Raw genomic sequence first — 14,700 nt, forward strand, 5'->3', positions numbered from 1 at the left:
CTGGCGGATCAAGCCGTCTGCGTCTGACGCCGCGCCTGCTTGTCCGCATACATCAGCAGATCGGCTTGCTTGAGCACGGCCGGCAGCGTGCTTGCGGCAGGGTCCGCGCTCACGATGCCGAAGCTCGCGCCCGCGTAATGAAAGCGGCAGCCGTCCAGCGTGTAGGCGCCGCTGAGCAACGGCGCAAGCCGCGCGCGCATGGCCTCCACGATCTCACCCTCCGGCGCGTCCGGCCCGGGCCGCGCGCCCAGCCCGACCACGACAAACTCGTCGCCTCCCCAGCGTCCCAGCATGTCCCCGGCACGCAGGCCGGCCGACAGGCGCCGGCCCACCTCGATCAGGAATTTGTCGCCTATATCGTGGCCGTAGGTATCGTTGATCGTCTTGAAACCGTCCAGATCGATGAACGCCACCAGCACGCAGCGCTGCATCCGATTCGCCAGCGAAAAATACCGCTCCAGTTCGGCCATGACGGCCCGCCGGTTCGGCAAACCGGTAAGCGCGTCATGATTGGCCGCGTGCCGTTCATCCTGGCGGCGTCTCACGATCTGCCCGACCGCGTGACTGGAAAGCAGGATCAGCACCGAGCCGAACACCGCCACCAGCCCCGCCACCCACAGATGCTGCCGGCGCATGAGCGTCAGCTCGTCCAGCGAAGCCAGCGTAATCAGCTGGTATTGGGCATTGGACAGCGGCTGGCGCCGCACCAGGTACGGCCGACCTTCGACCAGCCATTGGTCCGCATGGGAAGCAATCGGGCGCAGGTCCATGGGCTCGCCCGGATCTTCATCGCCGTCGGAAGGCAGCACCGTGCCCGCAGGCATGAGCGCCGCCACGTTGCGCAGCATCAACGACGCGGACGAAGCCGTGGTCACCCGCCCCTGGCGATTCACGACCAGCGTGGTATGCCGCCCGGCCAGGTACAGCGCCACGTCCGGCGCATCGAATTTCACCGTCACCGATCCCAACGGCTGCTCGTTCACGTCCTCGATGCGGCTGGAAACGAAGTACGAGGGGCTCTTGTTCAGCCGGGCAATGCCGAAATAACTGCCCTTGCCCTCACGCAACGCGTCCACCAGATAGGCCCGGCCCGAATAAACCATGCCGACGATACTGTCCGGCTCCGCCCAGTTGCTGGCCGTCACCGTATCGTCCGACATATTGTTCATATAAATGCGCGCATACCGCAGATCGCCGGCCAGCGCATTCATGAGGTCGCCCACCTTGCGCACCAGGGGATCGCGCGTGAACAAAGCCGCCCGCTCCTGCCGGGTCAGCTCCGCCGCGCCGGGCGGATCGGTACGGTATCGGGCGGCGAGCTCGATTACCTGCGCCTGGCGGGACACCATGTTCGCGACGCTGATCATCTCGGTGAACAGGCGGTCCATGACGCGCGCGGTAATCCGGGTTTCATATTCCGCGCTGGCGGCCAGGCTGCCCAGCCGCGTCGCTTCGATCCCCTGCGACATCCACTGCGCAAGACCCGCGACCAGCACGAGCCAGCCCGCGACCAGTCCCAGCGTCACCCGACGCGCCGTGGATCGCCCCCGCCGCGGCATTTTGTCGCTCACACCGCCCCCTGGTTGAAATCAAATACGGCATATTTCCGTTGTGCACAGTTTATTTCAATCGCCGCTCCGCAGGCGGGTCGGGCGCGCGCCATGCTTGTTTCAATTCAATCGTAGGGGCCAGCCGGTATTGAGCGTACTGTGGTGGTGTGGCGCCTGCCACGACGATGCACTGTTGCCGGGTTCGTTAGTGGCGAATCGCATGCTCCACCTCGATAAAGGCCGGCAGCCTTCAATCCCAAACCCTAATCTGGTCGGCTGATTCGCTGTATCGCGGCTACGCCGCGCTTCGATTCATTCAGGCCGCCTTATGAAGCTATTCAGCAGGTCCTTCGCCCGCGCCATCACGGCTTGCCGGAAGCTCATCCCGCCGGCGACGTCGTCACGGCAGCAGGACGGCCAGCGTGGGCGCCCGCCGGTTGCGCACGCCGCGACCTTGTCGCCGTGGCGGGTATACAGAATCTACGCCAGGCCCGGCCACCTGTTTCTTCGGAACGAACAAGGCAGGATTTTCGACCTCGGCGTGATGAAAGGCGTCGAACCCAACTTGACCTACCGCCTTTTTGTGAAAGGCCTGAGAGGTCGAGGGTTTGCTTCGCGCACGGAACTGCTGGATGACATCACGCGACGAATCGAAGCCGGAGAAGTCGCGGCCGAACTGCTCGACCTGCCCGAATGTACGGCCGGGAAGGGAATCGATCTGGATCGTGGTACGCACGCCGACGTTTCCATGAAGCTGGCTGGATAGACTTGCGCTCGGGCGCGCCGGAATTCCGCCGGTGACGGCCTAGCGCAGCTTCTGCCTGTAGAGATCCTGCGCGGCGCCCAGCGATGCGCGCATGCCGTAGATCGTGCCGCTGGCGCCGCGGCTGAACCACAGTTCGTATTGCCACATGCCCTCGACAAACACGCGGCAGATCGTCCAACCAGGCGGTCCCTGCCAGCAATACTCGTCCCGTTGTGTCCATTCCTCATCGGCCATTTCTCGTCCCCTACCGCACATGCCAGGGGCTGGCTCGCGCAGCCCCATAGCCCCAATATACTGTATTTTTATACAGTATATTGGGGCGGCGCAGGACCTTCAGCCCGGCGGTTGATGCCCGCGACTTCCAAGCGATGGACGGGTTGGCATCCCAATGTTCACTCGCCCAGCTTGCGGACAAGAAGAAACCGTCAGGCTCACCGCATTCCTCTCATCAATGCAAAACGGCACGGTTTGCGAACTGACGTCAAAAAGCTGGACAGTCAAAAGCTAAACGTGAAGCATGAGCGCAGCAGCGCGCAATAACCACGCTGAGTATCTGGACGGGGGCAGCCGGCTCATGCAGTGGTGGTCAGATTATCTGGATCGGTGCGCGGCAGAGGCGGGAAAATGAGGCGGCGGGGGCCTACCCTTATTCTGATTGGCCTTACTCATTCCTACCCTTAAATCGCTTGGCGCTACTTTGCAGCACAGAAAGCAAAAAGCCGCGAAGTCTAAGACTTACGCGGCTTTTAAGGCGGTGCTTGGCACCACTTTGCAGGAATTTGGTAGGCGGTATTGGAATCGAACCAACGACCTCCACGATGTCAACGTGGCGCTCTAACCAGCTGAGCTAACCGCCTGCAAAGAAGAAGAATTATATAGTGCTTTTTTGAACTATGCAAATCGTCTTGGAAGATTTTTTGCATTTTTCATTGCGTCCGGGAAAACCAGCTTGGCGACATTCCCAGCACAACTTCACACTACTCAGTGCGGCTTATTCATCAGCACTGCTTCACTCTTCAGTATCGCGTCCGCGGCTCGCACCGCGGCAACGAAGAACGAGATTCTATCAGAACTTTTTATTCCTTGCTCGACCTCGACTCCGCTGCTCACATCCACGCCCCAAGGCCGCAGCGAGCGCACCGCCTGGCCCACGTTTTCGGCGTTCAATCCGCCCGACAGGATCAGCGGGCGCGAGATCGGATCGGCCCTCACTTCGTCGAGCAAGGCGTAGTCGAAGCCGTGGCCGCTGCCGCCGTAGCCCGCGCTGTAGCTGTCGAACAGCCAGCCCGCGGCCTCGCCGTAGGCGCGGCAGGTGGACGCCAGGTTTTCCGCGGTTTCCAGGCCCGGCGCGCCGGCGCGGAACGCGCGCAGGAAGCGGCGGCCGTAGTGGGCGCAATCCTGCGGCGTTTCGTCGCCGTGGAACTGCAGCAGTTCCGGCCCGACCTGGTCGAGCACGGCCTCGACCTCGCTTTGCGCGGGATTGACGAACAGCGCCACGACGTCGACGAAGGCCGGCACCATGCGCCGCAACTGCGCGGCGCGCGTGGGCGTGAGGCAGCGTTTGCTCTTGGGGTAGAAGACAAAGCCGATGGCGTCGACGCCGGCCGCGACGGCGGCGTCGATGTCTTCTTCGCGGGTCAATCCGCAGATCTTGATGCGTGTGCGCATGGAATTCTTCAGTGGCTTCGTCGCATGCGCGACGGGTTGATTCAGTATATCCGCCGGGCGAGGCCGGCACGCTAGGAGCCCGGCTGAGCCAGAGTCGTCATGAGGTTGTCAAAGCTGCCTTCGGCCAGGCGGAACCACGGCGCCTCCATGTCGCGAAACGCCGTCATGCTCTCGTAGAGTTTCTTGAACATGGGGTTCTTGGCGCTGATTTCTTTATAGACGGCGAGCGACGCTTCGTAGCCGGCCTGCAGCAGCGGCCTGGGAAACGCCTTCAATTGAGCCCCGCGCGAGACCAGGCGGCGCAGCGCCTGTGGATTGCCGGCGTCGTACTTGGCGATCATGTTGCCCGTGGCCATGTTGCAGGCCAGCGCCAGCGCGGACTGGTACGGCTTGGGCAGCTCGTCGTAGGCGTCCTGGTTGACGTACAGCGACAACTGCAGCGTGCCGGCCCACCAGCCGGGAAAATAGTAGTTCCTGGCGACCTTGTAGAGCGCCAGGCTCTCGTCGTCGTAGGGGCCGATCCAGGCGACCGCGTCCACCACGCCCTGTTCCAGCGCGGCATAGGTTTCCGCCACCGGCACCGCGACGGGGATCGCGCCCATGCGGGCAAGCACCGCGCGGGCGAATCCGCCGGCTTTGACCTTCAGCCCGCGCAAGTCGTCCACGGTCTTGATTTCCGGGCGGAACCAGCCGCCCATCTGGGCGCCGGTGTAGCCACAGGGAAAGTTCAGGATGTTGTACTTGTCGAACAGCACGCGCGTCAGCGCCAGGCCCTCGCCCTGGAGCATCCACGCGTGCATCTGCCGCGTGTTCAGGCCGAACGGCACGCCGGCGTCGAAGCTCAGCGCCGGGTCCGTGTCGAAATAGCGGGTCGAGGCCGTATGGCCGCAATCGACGACGCGATACTGCACGGCCTCGAGTATCTGGCCCGGCTGCACCAGATCGCCGGCCGGATAGATCTCGATGGTGAAACGCCCGTCCGTCACTTCGGAGACATAGCGCGCCACGTCTTCGGCGCCCGCCGACATCGTCGGCGATTCATCGGGAAAGCTGGAAGCCAGCCTCCATGCGACGGCCGGAGCTTCCTGCGCGAAAACCGGAGCCGCCACGGCCGCGCCGCCGGCGGCGGCTCCCAGGGCGGTCTGCTTCAAAAACGCGCGGCGTCGCATGGCAAAAGACCTCCATCGGGCAGGAAAAGGCGGCGCCGTCGCCGGCGGCTTTCCTAATAGGTTTGAGTAAACGGCGACAGCAACTGCGACCCGCCGTCGAGTTCCTGCAGCCCGAACGCTTCGGGATAATCGATGGCCGAGAGGTACAGGCCGTCCGGCGCGAACGTCGGCGCGCCGCGCTTGCGGTCGCGCCACGACAGCAGTTGCGCCATCCAGTCGACCGTCTCCCTGCCCTGCCCGACCTGCAGCAACGCTCCCATGATATTGCGCACCATGTGATGCAGGAAGGCGTTCGCCTTCAAGGTGAACACCAGGAACGGCCCGCGCTCTTCGATGTCGAGCCGCTGCAGGTGGCGCACCGGATGCCTGGCCTGGCATTGCGAGGAACGGAAGCTGGAGAAATCGTGCTCGCCCAGCAAGGCGCTCGCCGCCGCGCGCATCGCGTCCACGTCCAGCGGCTGGAAGCACCAGCCCGCGCGCCCTGCCCACAGCGCCGGACGCACCCGGCCGCGCCACAGCAGATAGACGTAGGTCCGCGCGCTGGCCGAAAACCGGGCGTGGAATTCATCCGACACCTGCTGCGCCCACTGCACCGAAATGCTGGGCGGCAGAAACGCGTTGACGCCCCTGACCCAGGATTCCATGCGCCGGTCCAGCGCCGTATCCAGGTGGACCACCTGCATGGCGCCATGCACGCCGGTGTCCGTGCGGCCCGCGCAAATCGTCGGCACCGGTTCCTCGATCCCGCAAAAACGTCCCAGCGCGGCCTCCAGCGTATCCTGCACCGTCTGCCGATGCGGCTGCGTCTGCCAACCCTGCCAGGCGGAGCCGTCGTACGCCAGCCCCAATGCAACTCTAGACATGTATCAAACCCGTGGACCGCCGACACGGCGCGGTTCGTCCGTGGGCGGTTCGTCCAGGTCGAGATTGATGCTGTCGAGCTTGCGGTTCAGTGCTGCCGTATCCAGCACCGGCTCGTTATAGGCGTAGGTCTCCTCGTCGTCGTCCTCGCGCCGGGCGCCCGCCCGGCGCAGCAGCCAGGCAATGGCGAAGGCGATCAGCGCCAGCACGGCGGTGACGATGACGAGCAGATTGTCGGCCAGCCACGAAGGCATGCCCGACGAGTTCTCCTGCTTTATGGGCGGCGTGCCGGCGGGCTTGTCCGCCTGGACGGCGCCGGGCGCGACCCCGGGGCCCGGCGTGCCTGCAGCACCCGGCGCGCCTGTTGCGCCCGGCGTGCCTGCTGCACCCGGCGTGCCTGCTGCACCCGGCGTGCCTGCTGCACCCGGCGTGCCTGCTGCACCCGGCGTGCCTGCTGCACCCGGCGTACCTGCAGCGCCCGGGCTGCCTACTGCGCCCGGCGTGCCGGTTGCTCCTGGCGTGCCTGCAGCACCCGGTGCACCTGCAGCGCCCGATGCACCTGCTGCGCCGGGCGTACCCGCTTCGCCAGACGTACCCGAAGCACCCGGCGTACCTGTTGCACCCGGCGTGCCTGTTGCACCCGGCGTACCTGTTGCACCCGGCGTGCCTGTTGCACCCGGCGTACCTGTTACACCCGGCGTGCCTGTTGCACCCGGCGTACCTGCTGCCCCCGGCGTGCCCGCAGCGCCCGGCGTACCTGCTGCCCCCGGCGTGCCCGCGGCGCCCGGCGTGCCCGCGGCGCCCGGCGTACCTGTTGCCCCCGCCGCGCCCGCGCGCTGCTGTTCGAGCGCCTTGCTCAGATCGTCGACGTTGCTCTGCAGCTGGTCCACCCGTCCCTGCACGTCGGCCATGGCGCGCTGCTGGGAGGTCCGCGCATCGGCCTGCGCTTCGGCCTGGGCGGCCGCGCTGTCCTCGGTGCGTCCGGCGGACAGGCGCACGCGGTCCTGCGGCGGCGTGGCGGTGGCGACGCCGGTTTCCGCCGGCGCCGCGACGCTGCCGGAGGCGCCGCCCTGCCCGCGGACCACGGCGGGGTTCGCGGCCGAGGCCGCGCCAATGCGCGAGCGGTATTTGGCGAAGGCTTCGGCGTGTTCGTTGAAAATGCGGCGCGCCTCGGCCGGGTCCACGGCGCGCACGGTGGCGGCGTCCGGGATCGTCAGCTTCTCGCCGGCGCGCACCAGGTTCATGTTGTTCTGGATGAAGGCTTGCGGATTGGCGCGCCACAGGGCCACCAGCATCTGGTAGACCGAGGCGTTGGGCACCGCGTTGCGCTGGGCGATGCCGAACAGGTTGTCGCCCGACTTGACGTTGACCGAACGGCCGCCGGCCGCGCGCGACGGCGTGCCGACCGCGGCCGGCGTGACCTCGGCGGTGGTGCCGCGCAGCGGCACCAGGATGCTGACCTGCACCTGGCGCTGGCCGGAGCTGGAACTGATGTCCAGCAGCAGGTCCACCGCGCCGCTGGCCGGTGGCTGCGAAGCGCGCACGCGCAGGTTCTTGCGCGTGGGGTCCATGCCGTCTTCGACGCGCACCACCATGCTGGCCAGCGGAACCGGCGGCTTCAGGCCGGCGCGCTGCCACGCCGCCTCGTCGGCCACCGAGACCTTCAGCGACGACACTTCATCGGGCGTCAGGTCCTGCAATCCCACCATCGCCTGCAGCGGCGCGCCCGGCACCGAAACCACCCGCGAATGTCCCACGCGCATGGCCGCAGCCGAGCCGCACACGCTTGAACCGATCGCCAACGCGATCGCCCACTGCAGGGCTTTCAAACGGCGGGCATGCTTCACTTGGCGCGAACGCTGGGTCATAAGCTGGAATTCCGTTCTTGTAGTCGAATGACGGGCTGGCGCCGATCCATGCCGAACATGGCCGGAATCGGCATCAATTCATCGGAAAAGTGTAATGGATCGAGCGCATTTCACAAACCTGAAAGGCCCGCCGGGATTTGCTGGCGCGCCGGTCCCGCGCATGCGGCCGGACCCCGCGTAAAACGGCAAGGGCACCCGCAGGTGCCCTTGTTCGCGCTGACGGCGTGTACAGGCGGCGCGACGCGCCGCCAGACCGGCCTCAGGCCTCGGCCAGCGCGATGCGCAGCATGCGGCGCAGCGGCTCGGCGGCGCCCCACAGCAGCTGGTCGCCGACCGTGAACGCGCCGAGGTATTGCGAGCCCATCGACAGCTTGCGCAGACGGCCCACGGGGATGTCGAGCGTGCCGGTGACGGCCACCGGCGTCAGCGCCGCGACGGTCGCTTCCTTGGTGTTCGGCACCACCTTGGCCCATTGCGTGCCTTGCGCGATCAGCGCTTCGATCTCGTCGATCGGCAGGTCGCGCTTGAGCTTGATGGTCAGCGCCTGGCTATGGCAGCGCATGGCGCCGATGCGCACGCACAGGCCGTCGATCGGGGTGGCGGGCGTGCCGAAGGCGGCGCCGCGGCCGAGGATCTTGTTGGTCTCGACCTCGCCCTTCCATTCTTCCTTGGACATGCCGTTGCCCAGGTCCTTGTCGATCCAGGGGATCAGGTTGCCGCCCAGCGGCACGCCGAAATGCTCCTGGGGCAGCGCCGGGTCCTTCTGCTTGGCCAGCACGCCGCGGTCGATTTCGAGGATGGCCGAGGCGGGATCGTCCAGCAGCGGCTTGACCGCCTGGTTGATTTCGCCGAACTGGGTCAGCAGCTCGCGCATGTGCTGCGCGCCGCCGCCCGAGGCGGCCTGGTACGTCATGGTCGTCATCCATTCGACCAGGTCGTTGTTGAACAGGCCGGCCAGGCCCATCAGCATGCAGCTGACCGTGCAGTTGCCGCCGACGAAGTTGCGCACGCCGCGCTTGAGCGCCGCGTCGATGACCGGGCGGTTGACCGGGTCCAGCACGATGATGGCGTCGTCGGCCATGCGCAGCGTGCTGGCCGCGTCGATCCAGATGCCGTTCCAGCCGGCGCCGCGCAGCTTGGGATAGATCTCGGACGTGTAGTCGCCGCCTTGCGCCGTCACGATGATCGGCAGTTTTTTCAGAGCGTCAATGTCGTAGGCGTCCTGCAGCGGGCCCGCGCCGTCGGCCCAAGTGGGCGCAGCGCCGCCAGCGTTGCTGGTGGAGAAGAAAACCGGCTCGATCAGTGCGAAGTCGTTCTCGTCGCGCATGCGTTGCATGAGCACCGAGCCGACCATACCGCGCCAGCCGACAAGGCCTACTGCTTGATTCATTTCAATCGCTCTATATAAAGGTGAAGACAGGGTCCGGGAAAAAAGCCGTGCAATTCAACAATTTATCAGAATGCACGGGGAGATGTTGCGGCGCAGCTATAAAAAATTGGGGACGCAATGGGCCGGGACGGTTTTCGCGGCGTCCCGGCCACGCCGGAAAGCCCCGAAATGCAAGAGGCCGCCACCTGGACGGCCTCTTGCCGAGTCCGTCAGGCGGCTCAGCCCAGGGCTTTGAGCACCGCGTCGCCCATCTGGGCGGTGCCGACCTTGGTCGTGCCCGCCTCGAAGATGTCGGCGGTGCGCAGCCCGTCGGCCAGCACGCGGCGCACCGCGGCCTCGATCCGGTCGGCCTGCGGCGCCAGGTTCAGCGAGTAGCGCAGCAGCATGGCGGCCGACAGAATGGTGGCCAGCGGATTGGCCACGCCCTGCCCGGCGATGTCCGGGGCCGAGCCGTGGCTGGGTTCGTACAGGCCCTGGCCGCCGGCATTGAGCGAGGCCGAGGGCAGCATGCCGATCGAGCCGGTCAGCATGGCCGCCTCGTCCGACAGGATGTCGCCGAACAGGTTGCCGGTGACGATGACGTCGAACTGGCGCGGGCTGCGCACCAGCTGCATGGCGGCGTTGTCGACGTACATGTGCGACAGCTCCACGTCGGGATAGTCGCGGGCCACCTCGATCACGATGTCGCGCCAGAACTGCGAGGTCTCCAGCACGTTGGCCTTGTCCACGCTGCACAGCTTCTTGTTGCGCTTGCGGGCCGATTCGAAGCCGATGCGCGCGATGCGGCGCACTTCGGATTCGGCATAGCGCATGGTGTCATAGCCCTCGCGCTCGCCGGCGAAGGCGCCGTCGGGCGAGGCGCGCACGCCGCGCGGCGTGCCGAAGTAGATGTCGCCGGTCAGTTCGCGGATGATCAGGATGTCCAGACCGGACACGATCTCGGGCTTGAGCGAGGACGCGCTGGCCAGCTCGGGATACAGGATGGCCGGGCGCAGGTTGGCGAACAGGCCGAGCGCCTTGCGCAGGCCCAGAATGGCCTGTTCCGGGCGGAATTCGCGCGGCAGGCTGTCGTACTTCCAGTCGCCGACGGCGCCGAACAGCACGGCGTGCGATTCCTGGGCCAGCTTGAGCGTGGCCGGCGGCAGCGGATGTTCGAACGCGTCGAACGCCGCGCCGCCCACGGGCGCTTCCTTGATGTCGAGGGGAATGTCCAGCGCCTTCAGGACGCGCACGGCCTGTTCGACGATTTCCGGGCCGATGCCGTCACCCGGCAGGACTGCGATATTGTGAGTCATACGAAAACTATCCTGTGGTCGGAATAAGCGGTGCGTCAGGCGATGGGGCGGCTTTCCAGCCACGGATGGCGCGCCAGGCGCTCAGCCTCGAAGGCGCGGATCTTGTCGGACTGGCGCAGGGTCAGGCCGATGTCGTCGAAGCCGTTGAGCAGGCAGTACTTGCGGAAGGGTTCGATCTCGAAGCCCATCTCACGGCCGTCGGCCGCCACCACGACCTGGCGCTCCAGGTCGATGCGCAGCTTGTAGCCGGCGAAGGCCTTGACTTCGTCGAACAGGCGCGCGACTTCCAGCTCGGACAGCACGATGGGCAGCAGGCCGTTCTTGAAGCTGTTGTTGAAGAAAATGTCGGCATACGACGGCGCGATGATGGCGCGAAAGCCGTATTGCGTCAGCGCCCAGGGCGCATGCTCGCGGCTCGAGCCGCAGCCGAAGTTCTTGCGCGTCAGCAGCACCGACGCGCCCTGGTAGCGCGGCTGGTTCAGCACGAAATCCGGATTCAGCGGACGCTTGCTGTTGTCCATGCCCGGTTCGCCGTGGTCCAGGTAGCGCAGTTCGTCGAACAGGTTCGGGCCGAAGCCGGAGCGCTTGATGGACTTGAGGAACTGCTTGGGGATGATGAGGTCCGTGTCGACGTTTTCGCGGTCGAGCGGAGCCACCAGGCCTTCGTGATTGGTAAATGCTTGCATGATGTCGGTCTCGGTGCGTGGCGCTTAACGGAAGGTGCGGACGTCGACGAAGTGGCCGGCCACCGCGGCGGCGGCGGCCATGGCCGGGCTCACCAGGTGGGTGCGCCCGCCCTGCCCCTGCCGGCCTTCGAAGTTGCGGTTCGAGGTGGAGGCGCAGCGTTCGCCCGGTTCGAGGCGGTCGGCGTTCATGGCCAGGCACATGGAGCAGCCCGGCTCGCGCCATTCGAAACCGGCTTCGATGAAGATCTTGTCCAGCCCTTCGCGTTCGGCCTGCTGCTTAACCAGGCCCGAGCCCGGCACGACCATGGCCTGGCGCACATTGGAAGCCACGTGCTTGCCGCGGGCCACGGCGGCGGCGGCGCGCAGGTCTTCGATGCGGGAGTTGGTGCACGAGCCGATGAAGACGCGGTCGATGCGGATGTCGGTGAGCGGCGTGTTGGGCTTGAGGCCCATGTACTGCAGCGCGCGCTCCATGCCGCTGCGGCGTCCTTCGTCCTTCTCGCGGTCCGGGTCCGGCACGCGGGAATCCACCGGCAGCACCATTTCGGGCGACGTGCCCCAGGTGACCTGCGGCGTGATGTCGCGCGCGTCGACCTCGACGACGGAGTCGAACTTGGCGCCTTCGTCCGTATGCAGCGTGCGCCAGTAGGCGACCGCCTGGTCCCACAGCACGCCGGTGGGCGCGAAGGGACGGCCGCGGAAATACTCGATGGTCTTGTCGTCGACCGCGACCATGCCCGACCGGGCGCCGGCCTCGATGGCCATGTTGCAGATGGTCATGCGGCCTTCCACGGACAGGCCGCGGATGGTGCTGCCGGCGAACTCGATGGCATAGCCCGTGCCGCCGGCCGTGCCGATCCGGCCGATGATGTGCAGCACCACGTCCTTGGCGGTGCAGCCGAAGGGCAGTTCGCCTTCGACCTTGATGAGCATGCTCTTGGCTTTCTTCATGAGCAGCGTCTGGGTGGCCAGCACGTGCTCGACCTCGGACGTGCCGATGCCGAAGGCCAGCGCACCCAGCGCGCCGTGGGTGCTGGTGTGCGAGTCGCCACAGACCACCGTCATGCCGGGCAGCGTCGCGCCCTGCTCCGGGCCGATCACGTGCACGATACCTTGACGCAGGTCATTCATGCGGAATTCGGTAATGCCGTATTTTTCGCAGTTGGCGTCCAGCGTATCCACCTGCAGGCGCGAAATCGGGTCGTCGATGCCCTGGGCGCGGTTCAGGGTGGGCACGTTGTGGTCCGCCACCGCCAGGTTGGCGCCGGTGCGCCACGGCTTGCGGCCGGCCAGGGCCAGCCCCTCGAACGCCTGCGGGCTGGTGACTTCGTGCACCAGGTGGCGGTCGATATAGAGCAGACAGGTGCCGTCTGATTCCTGATGGACGACGTGGGCGTCCCAGAGTTTGTCGTAAAGGGTTTGGGCCATGGATGCGCTCTGCTGGTAGACAGTCCGACTCGGGCCTCGCACGGTGTGAGCAACTCGCTCCCGCACCGGCCGCTGCGGCATGGAGGAATTATGCCCACGCCCGGAACCTAGTACAACCACACCTGATATACCAGTACCAACACTACCATGCTGGGCGCACAACGCCTTCCGCTGTGTGTTTCATATCAGCGGCCACTGTTGTTGCAAATAACCTCACATGTAAAACCGGACCGATAAACAGATACAAAATTATCAAACCGATATAATTATTCGTGGCCGCTGTTGCTTCTTTTACGAAATAAAAAGAAATAAACCGACTTAAATTTGAATTAAACCCGCATATCAAGACCTTACCGAGCAAAGATCGTGCAAGTTAGCCTGAATTAATGGATGATACGCGGAGAAGCTCAATGGAGCGCCTGGAAAAGTTCGTCAACTATTAACAAATATTGACTCGTCAAAACTGACATTTCCACACAATATGGCGGCCATCTAATCCTCAACTCGACTCGCGAATAATCACTATGGCTTCGTTTTTGCTCAAAAGCACGGCTTCGGCCCTTGCCCTGGCATTCGGTCCTGCGGCATTTGCACAGTCATCCGCTCCGGCTGCGTCGCAGCCCGCGGTCACGATGAACCAGATCGTCGAGCAGACCCTGCTCAGCAACCCGGAAATCCAGGCCAAGTACCATGATTTCCAGGCCTCGCTGGAAGGCCAGAACGTCGCGCGCGCGGCGTTTTTCCCGCAGGTCAACGCGCAAGGCTATGTGGGTCGCGAGTACCGCAACAACGTGCCGGGCGTGGGTTCGCAGAACTGGAGCCGGCCGGGCTACAGCGTCGAGTTGCGGCAATTGATTTTCGACGGCTTCCGCACCAGCAATGACGTCAAGCAGGCGGGCTTCGACAAACTGGCGAAGTTCTACGACCTGCTGGCCACCAGCGACACGACGGCGTTTTCCGCCGTGCAGGCCTATGTCGACCTGCAGCGCTACCGCGACATGGAACTGCTGGCCCGTCAGAACTATTCCCTGCACGAGGAAACGCTCAAGCAGATCAACGAGCGCACCGAATCGGGCGTGGGCCGCCGCGTCGACCTGGAACAGGCCGGCGGCCGCCTGGCGCTGGCGCAGACCAACCTGATGACCGAGACCGCCAACCTGCTCGACGTGCAGCAGCGCTTCCAGCGCGTGACCGGCGCCCTGCCCCCGGAATCCATGCAGCCGCCGCCCGACATCAGCGGCAAGCTGCCGGCCAAGCCCGCCGACTTCAACGAGTCGCTGCGCCGCAACCCCAGCTTCCTGTCCAAGCAGGCCGGCCTGCAGGCCGCCGAAGCCGGCGTCGCCTCGTCCAAGGGCGCGTTCTCGCCCAAGTTCGAATTCGTGGCCGCCACCGGCCGCGACCAGAACGACCCGACGCCCCAGAACCGCGACATCCAGAACTCCAGCGTCCAGCTCGTCATGAGCTACAACCTGTACCGCGGCGGCGCCGATTCGGCCCGGGTGCGCCAGACCGCCGCGCAGTCCTACGCCGCGCGCGACATCCGCGACTACACCTGCCGCAACGTGCAGCAGGACCTGGCCGTGGCCTGGAACAACATCGTCAGCCTGAACCAGAAGCTGCCGTTCCTGCGCGATCACGAAGTCGCCACCACCAAGGTGCGCGAGGCCTATCGCCAGCAATTCCAGATCGGCCAGCGCTCGCTGCTGGACCTGCTGGACACCGAGAACGAACTCTTCGAATCGCGCCGCGCGCTGACCAACGCCTTGTATGATCTGCAGCTCGCTCAGTACCGCTGGCTGGCGCTGTCGCACGCGCTGCTGCCCGCCCTGGCGCTGCAGCCCGCACGCAACGAAATGCCCGAGGAAAACGGCAAGCTGGTGGTATCCGACGAAGTGATCAAGCTGTGCAACTCGACGGTTCCCGACACCGCCCGCCTGGCGCCCGTGCATGTGAAATACAACGAAGGCGCGCTGCCGCCCACGCTCATTCCCATGAGCTCGCCCAGCGCCAAACCCTGAG

General features: G+C 65.5%; 12 protein-coding genes and 1 tRNA gene. 2 read left to right on the forward strand and 11 right to left on the reverse strand.

Annotated elements, in window-relative coordinates:
* Positions 1 to 8: 8 nt before the first annotated feature.
* On the reverse strand, positions 9 to 1,559 hold the full coding sequence (locus AC1M14_RS17035; RefSeq protein WP_479731815.1) for a GGDEF domain-containing protein: 1,551 nt from the start codon (positions 1,557 to 1,559) through the stop codon (positions 9 to 11).
* Positions 1,560 to 1,878: 319 nt separating this feature from the next.
* Here AC1M14_RS17035 and AC1M14_RS17040 point away from each other — a divergent pair, with 319 nt between their 5' ends.
* Positions 1,879 to 2,316 carry a hypothetical protein gene (locus tag AC1M14_RS17040; protein WP_111825501.1) on the forward strand — a complete coding sequence of 146 codons (438 nt, stop codon included), beginning with the start codon at positions 1,879 to 1,881 and terminating at the stop codon, positions 2,314 to 2,316.
* Between the two features lie 39 nt (positions 2,317 to 2,355).
* Here AC1M14_RS17040 and AC1M14_RS17045 read toward each other — a convergent pair whose 3' ends face one another.
* From AC1M14_RS17045 to leuC, 10 genes are all read right to left on the reverse strand, one after another.
* On the reverse strand, positions 2,356 to 2,550 hold the full coding sequence (locus tag AC1M14_RS17045; protein WP_102771664.1) for a hypothetical protein: 195 nt from the start codon (positions 2,548 to 2,550) through the stop codon (positions 2,356 to 2,358).
* 546 nt (positions 2,551 to 3,096) lie between these two features.
* Positions 3,097 to 3,173 (reverse strand) — tRNA-Val (locus AC1M14_RS17050).
* A gap of 124 nt (positions 3,174 to 3,297) precedes the next feature.
* A complete protein-coding gene (locus tag AC1M14_RS17055; RefSeq protein WP_479730097.1) occupies positions 3,298 to 3,984 on the reverse strand; it encodes a phosphoribosylanthranilate isomerase in 687 nt (228 codons plus the stop codon).
* Between the two features lie 71 nt (positions 3,985 to 4,055).
* Positions 4,056 to 5,153, reverse strand: coding sequence for a TRAP transporter substrate-binding protein (locus AC1M14_RS17060; RefSeq protein WP_102771666.1), 1,098 nt, complete (start codon positions 5,151 to 5,153; stop codon positions 4,056 to 4,058).
* 53 nt (positions 5,154 to 5,206) lie between these two features.
* Positions 5,207 to 6,016 (reverse strand): tRNA pseudouridine(38-40) synthase TruA, encoded by an 810-nt coding sequence (gene truA, locus AC1M14_RS17065; RefSeq protein WP_479730098.1) that lies wholly within the window; start codon positions 6,014 to 6,016, stop codon positions 5,207 to 5,209.
* 3 nt (positions 6,017 to 6,019) lie between these two features.
* Positions 6,020 to 7,882: a FimV/HubP family polar landmark protein gene (locus tag AC1M14_RS17070; RefSeq protein ID WP_479730099.1), complete on the reverse strand. Its 1,863-nt coding sequence runs from the start codon at positions 7,880 to 7,882 to the stop codon at positions 6,020 to 6,022.
* Positions 7,883 to 8,141: 259 nt separating this feature from the next.
* Positions 8,142 to 9,272 carry an aspartate-semialdehyde dehydrogenase gene (gene asd, locus AC1M14_RS17075; protein WP_102771669.1) on the reverse strand — a complete coding sequence of 377 codons (1,131 nt, stop codon included), beginning with the start codon at positions 9,270 to 9,272 and terminating at the stop codon, positions 8,142 to 8,144.
* Between the two features lie 218 nt (positions 9,273 to 9,490).
* On the reverse strand, positions 9,491 to 10,567 hold the full coding sequence (gene leuB / locus AC1M14_RS17080; RefSeq protein ID WP_102771670.1) for a 3-isopropylmalate dehydrogenase: 1,077 nt from the start codon (positions 10,565 to 10,567) through the stop codon (positions 9,491 to 9,493).
* Positions 10,568 to 10,602: 35 nt separating this feature from the next.
* Positions 10,603 to 11,253 (reverse strand): 3-isopropylmalate dehydratase small subunit, encoded by a 651-nt coding sequence (leuD, locus tag AC1M14_RS17085; RefSeq protein ID WP_102771671.1) that lies wholly within the window; start codon positions 11,251 to 11,253, stop codon positions 10,603 to 10,605.
* Between the two features lie 24 nt (positions 11,254 to 11,277).
* Positions 11,278 to 12,681, reverse strand: coding sequence for a 3-isopropylmalate dehydratase large subunit (leuC, locus tag AC1M14_RS17090; RefSeq protein ID WP_102771672.1), 1,404 nt, complete (start codon positions 12,679 to 12,681; stop codon positions 11,278 to 11,280).
* 524 nt (positions 12,682 to 13,205) lie between these two features.
* On the opposite strand from leuC, the gene AC1M14_RS17095 reads away from it, so the two are divergent.
* Positions 13,206 to 14,699, forward strand: a complete 1,494-nt coding sequence (locus tag AC1M14_RS17095) for a TolC family outer membrane protein (protein WP_111825508.1) — start codon at positions 13,206 to 13,208, stop codon at positions 14,697 to 14,699.
* Position 14,700: the final 1 nt, after the last annotated feature.

The organism is Achromobacter sp. SX5, from assembly GCF_056711425.1.

Bases quoted from the DNA above. Each gene is read 5' to 3' on its own strand.
- AC1M14_RS17070 (WP_479730099.1), bottom strand. From the start codon at position 7,882: ATGACCCAGCGTTCGCGCCAAGTGAAGCATGCCCGCCGTTTGAAAGCC.
- AC1M14_RS17040 (WP_111825501.1), top strand. From the start codon at position 1,879: ATGAAGCTATTCAGCAGGTCCTTCGCCCGCGCCATCACGGCTTGCCGG.
- AC1M14_RS17060 (WP_102771666.1), bottom strand. From the start codon at position 5,153: ATGCGACGCCGCGCGTTTTTGAAGCAGACCGCCCTGGGAGCCGCCGCC.
- truA (WP_479730098.1), bottom strand. From the start codon at position 6,016: ATGTCTAGAGTTGCATTGGGGCTGGCGTACGACGGCTCCGCCTGGCAG.
- leuC (WP_102771672.1), bottom strand. From the start codon at position 12,681: ATGGCCCAAACCCTTTACGACAAACTCTGGGACGCCCACGTCGTCCAT.
- leuD (WP_102771671.1), bottom strand. From the start codon at position 11,253: ATGCAAGCATTTACCAATCACGAAGGCCTGGTGGCTCCGCTCGACCGC.
- AC1M14_RS17035 (WP_479731815.1), bottom strand. From the start codon at position 1,559: ATGCCGCGGCGGGGGCGATCCACGGCGCGTCGGGTGACGCTGGGACTG.
- leuB (WP_102771670.1), bottom strand. From the start codon at position 10,567: ATGACTCACAATATCGCAGTCCTGCCGGGTGACGGCATCGGCCCGGAA.
- AC1M14_RS17045 (WP_102771664.1), bottom strand. From the start codon at position 2,550: ATGGCCGATGAGGAATGGACACAACGGGACGAGTATTGCTGGCAGGGA.
- asd (WP_102771669.1), bottom strand. From the start codon at position 9,272: ATGAATCAAGCAGTAGGCCTTGTCGGCTGGCGCGGTATGGTCGGCTCG.
- AC1M14_RS17055 (WP_479730097.1), bottom strand. From the start codon at position 3,984: ATGCGCACACGCATCAAGATCTGCGGATTGACCCGCGAAGAAGACATC.
- AC1M14_RS17095 (WP_111825508.1), top strand. From the start codon at position 13,206: ATGGCTTCGTTTTTGCTCAAAAGCACGGCTTCGGCCCTTGCCCTGGCA.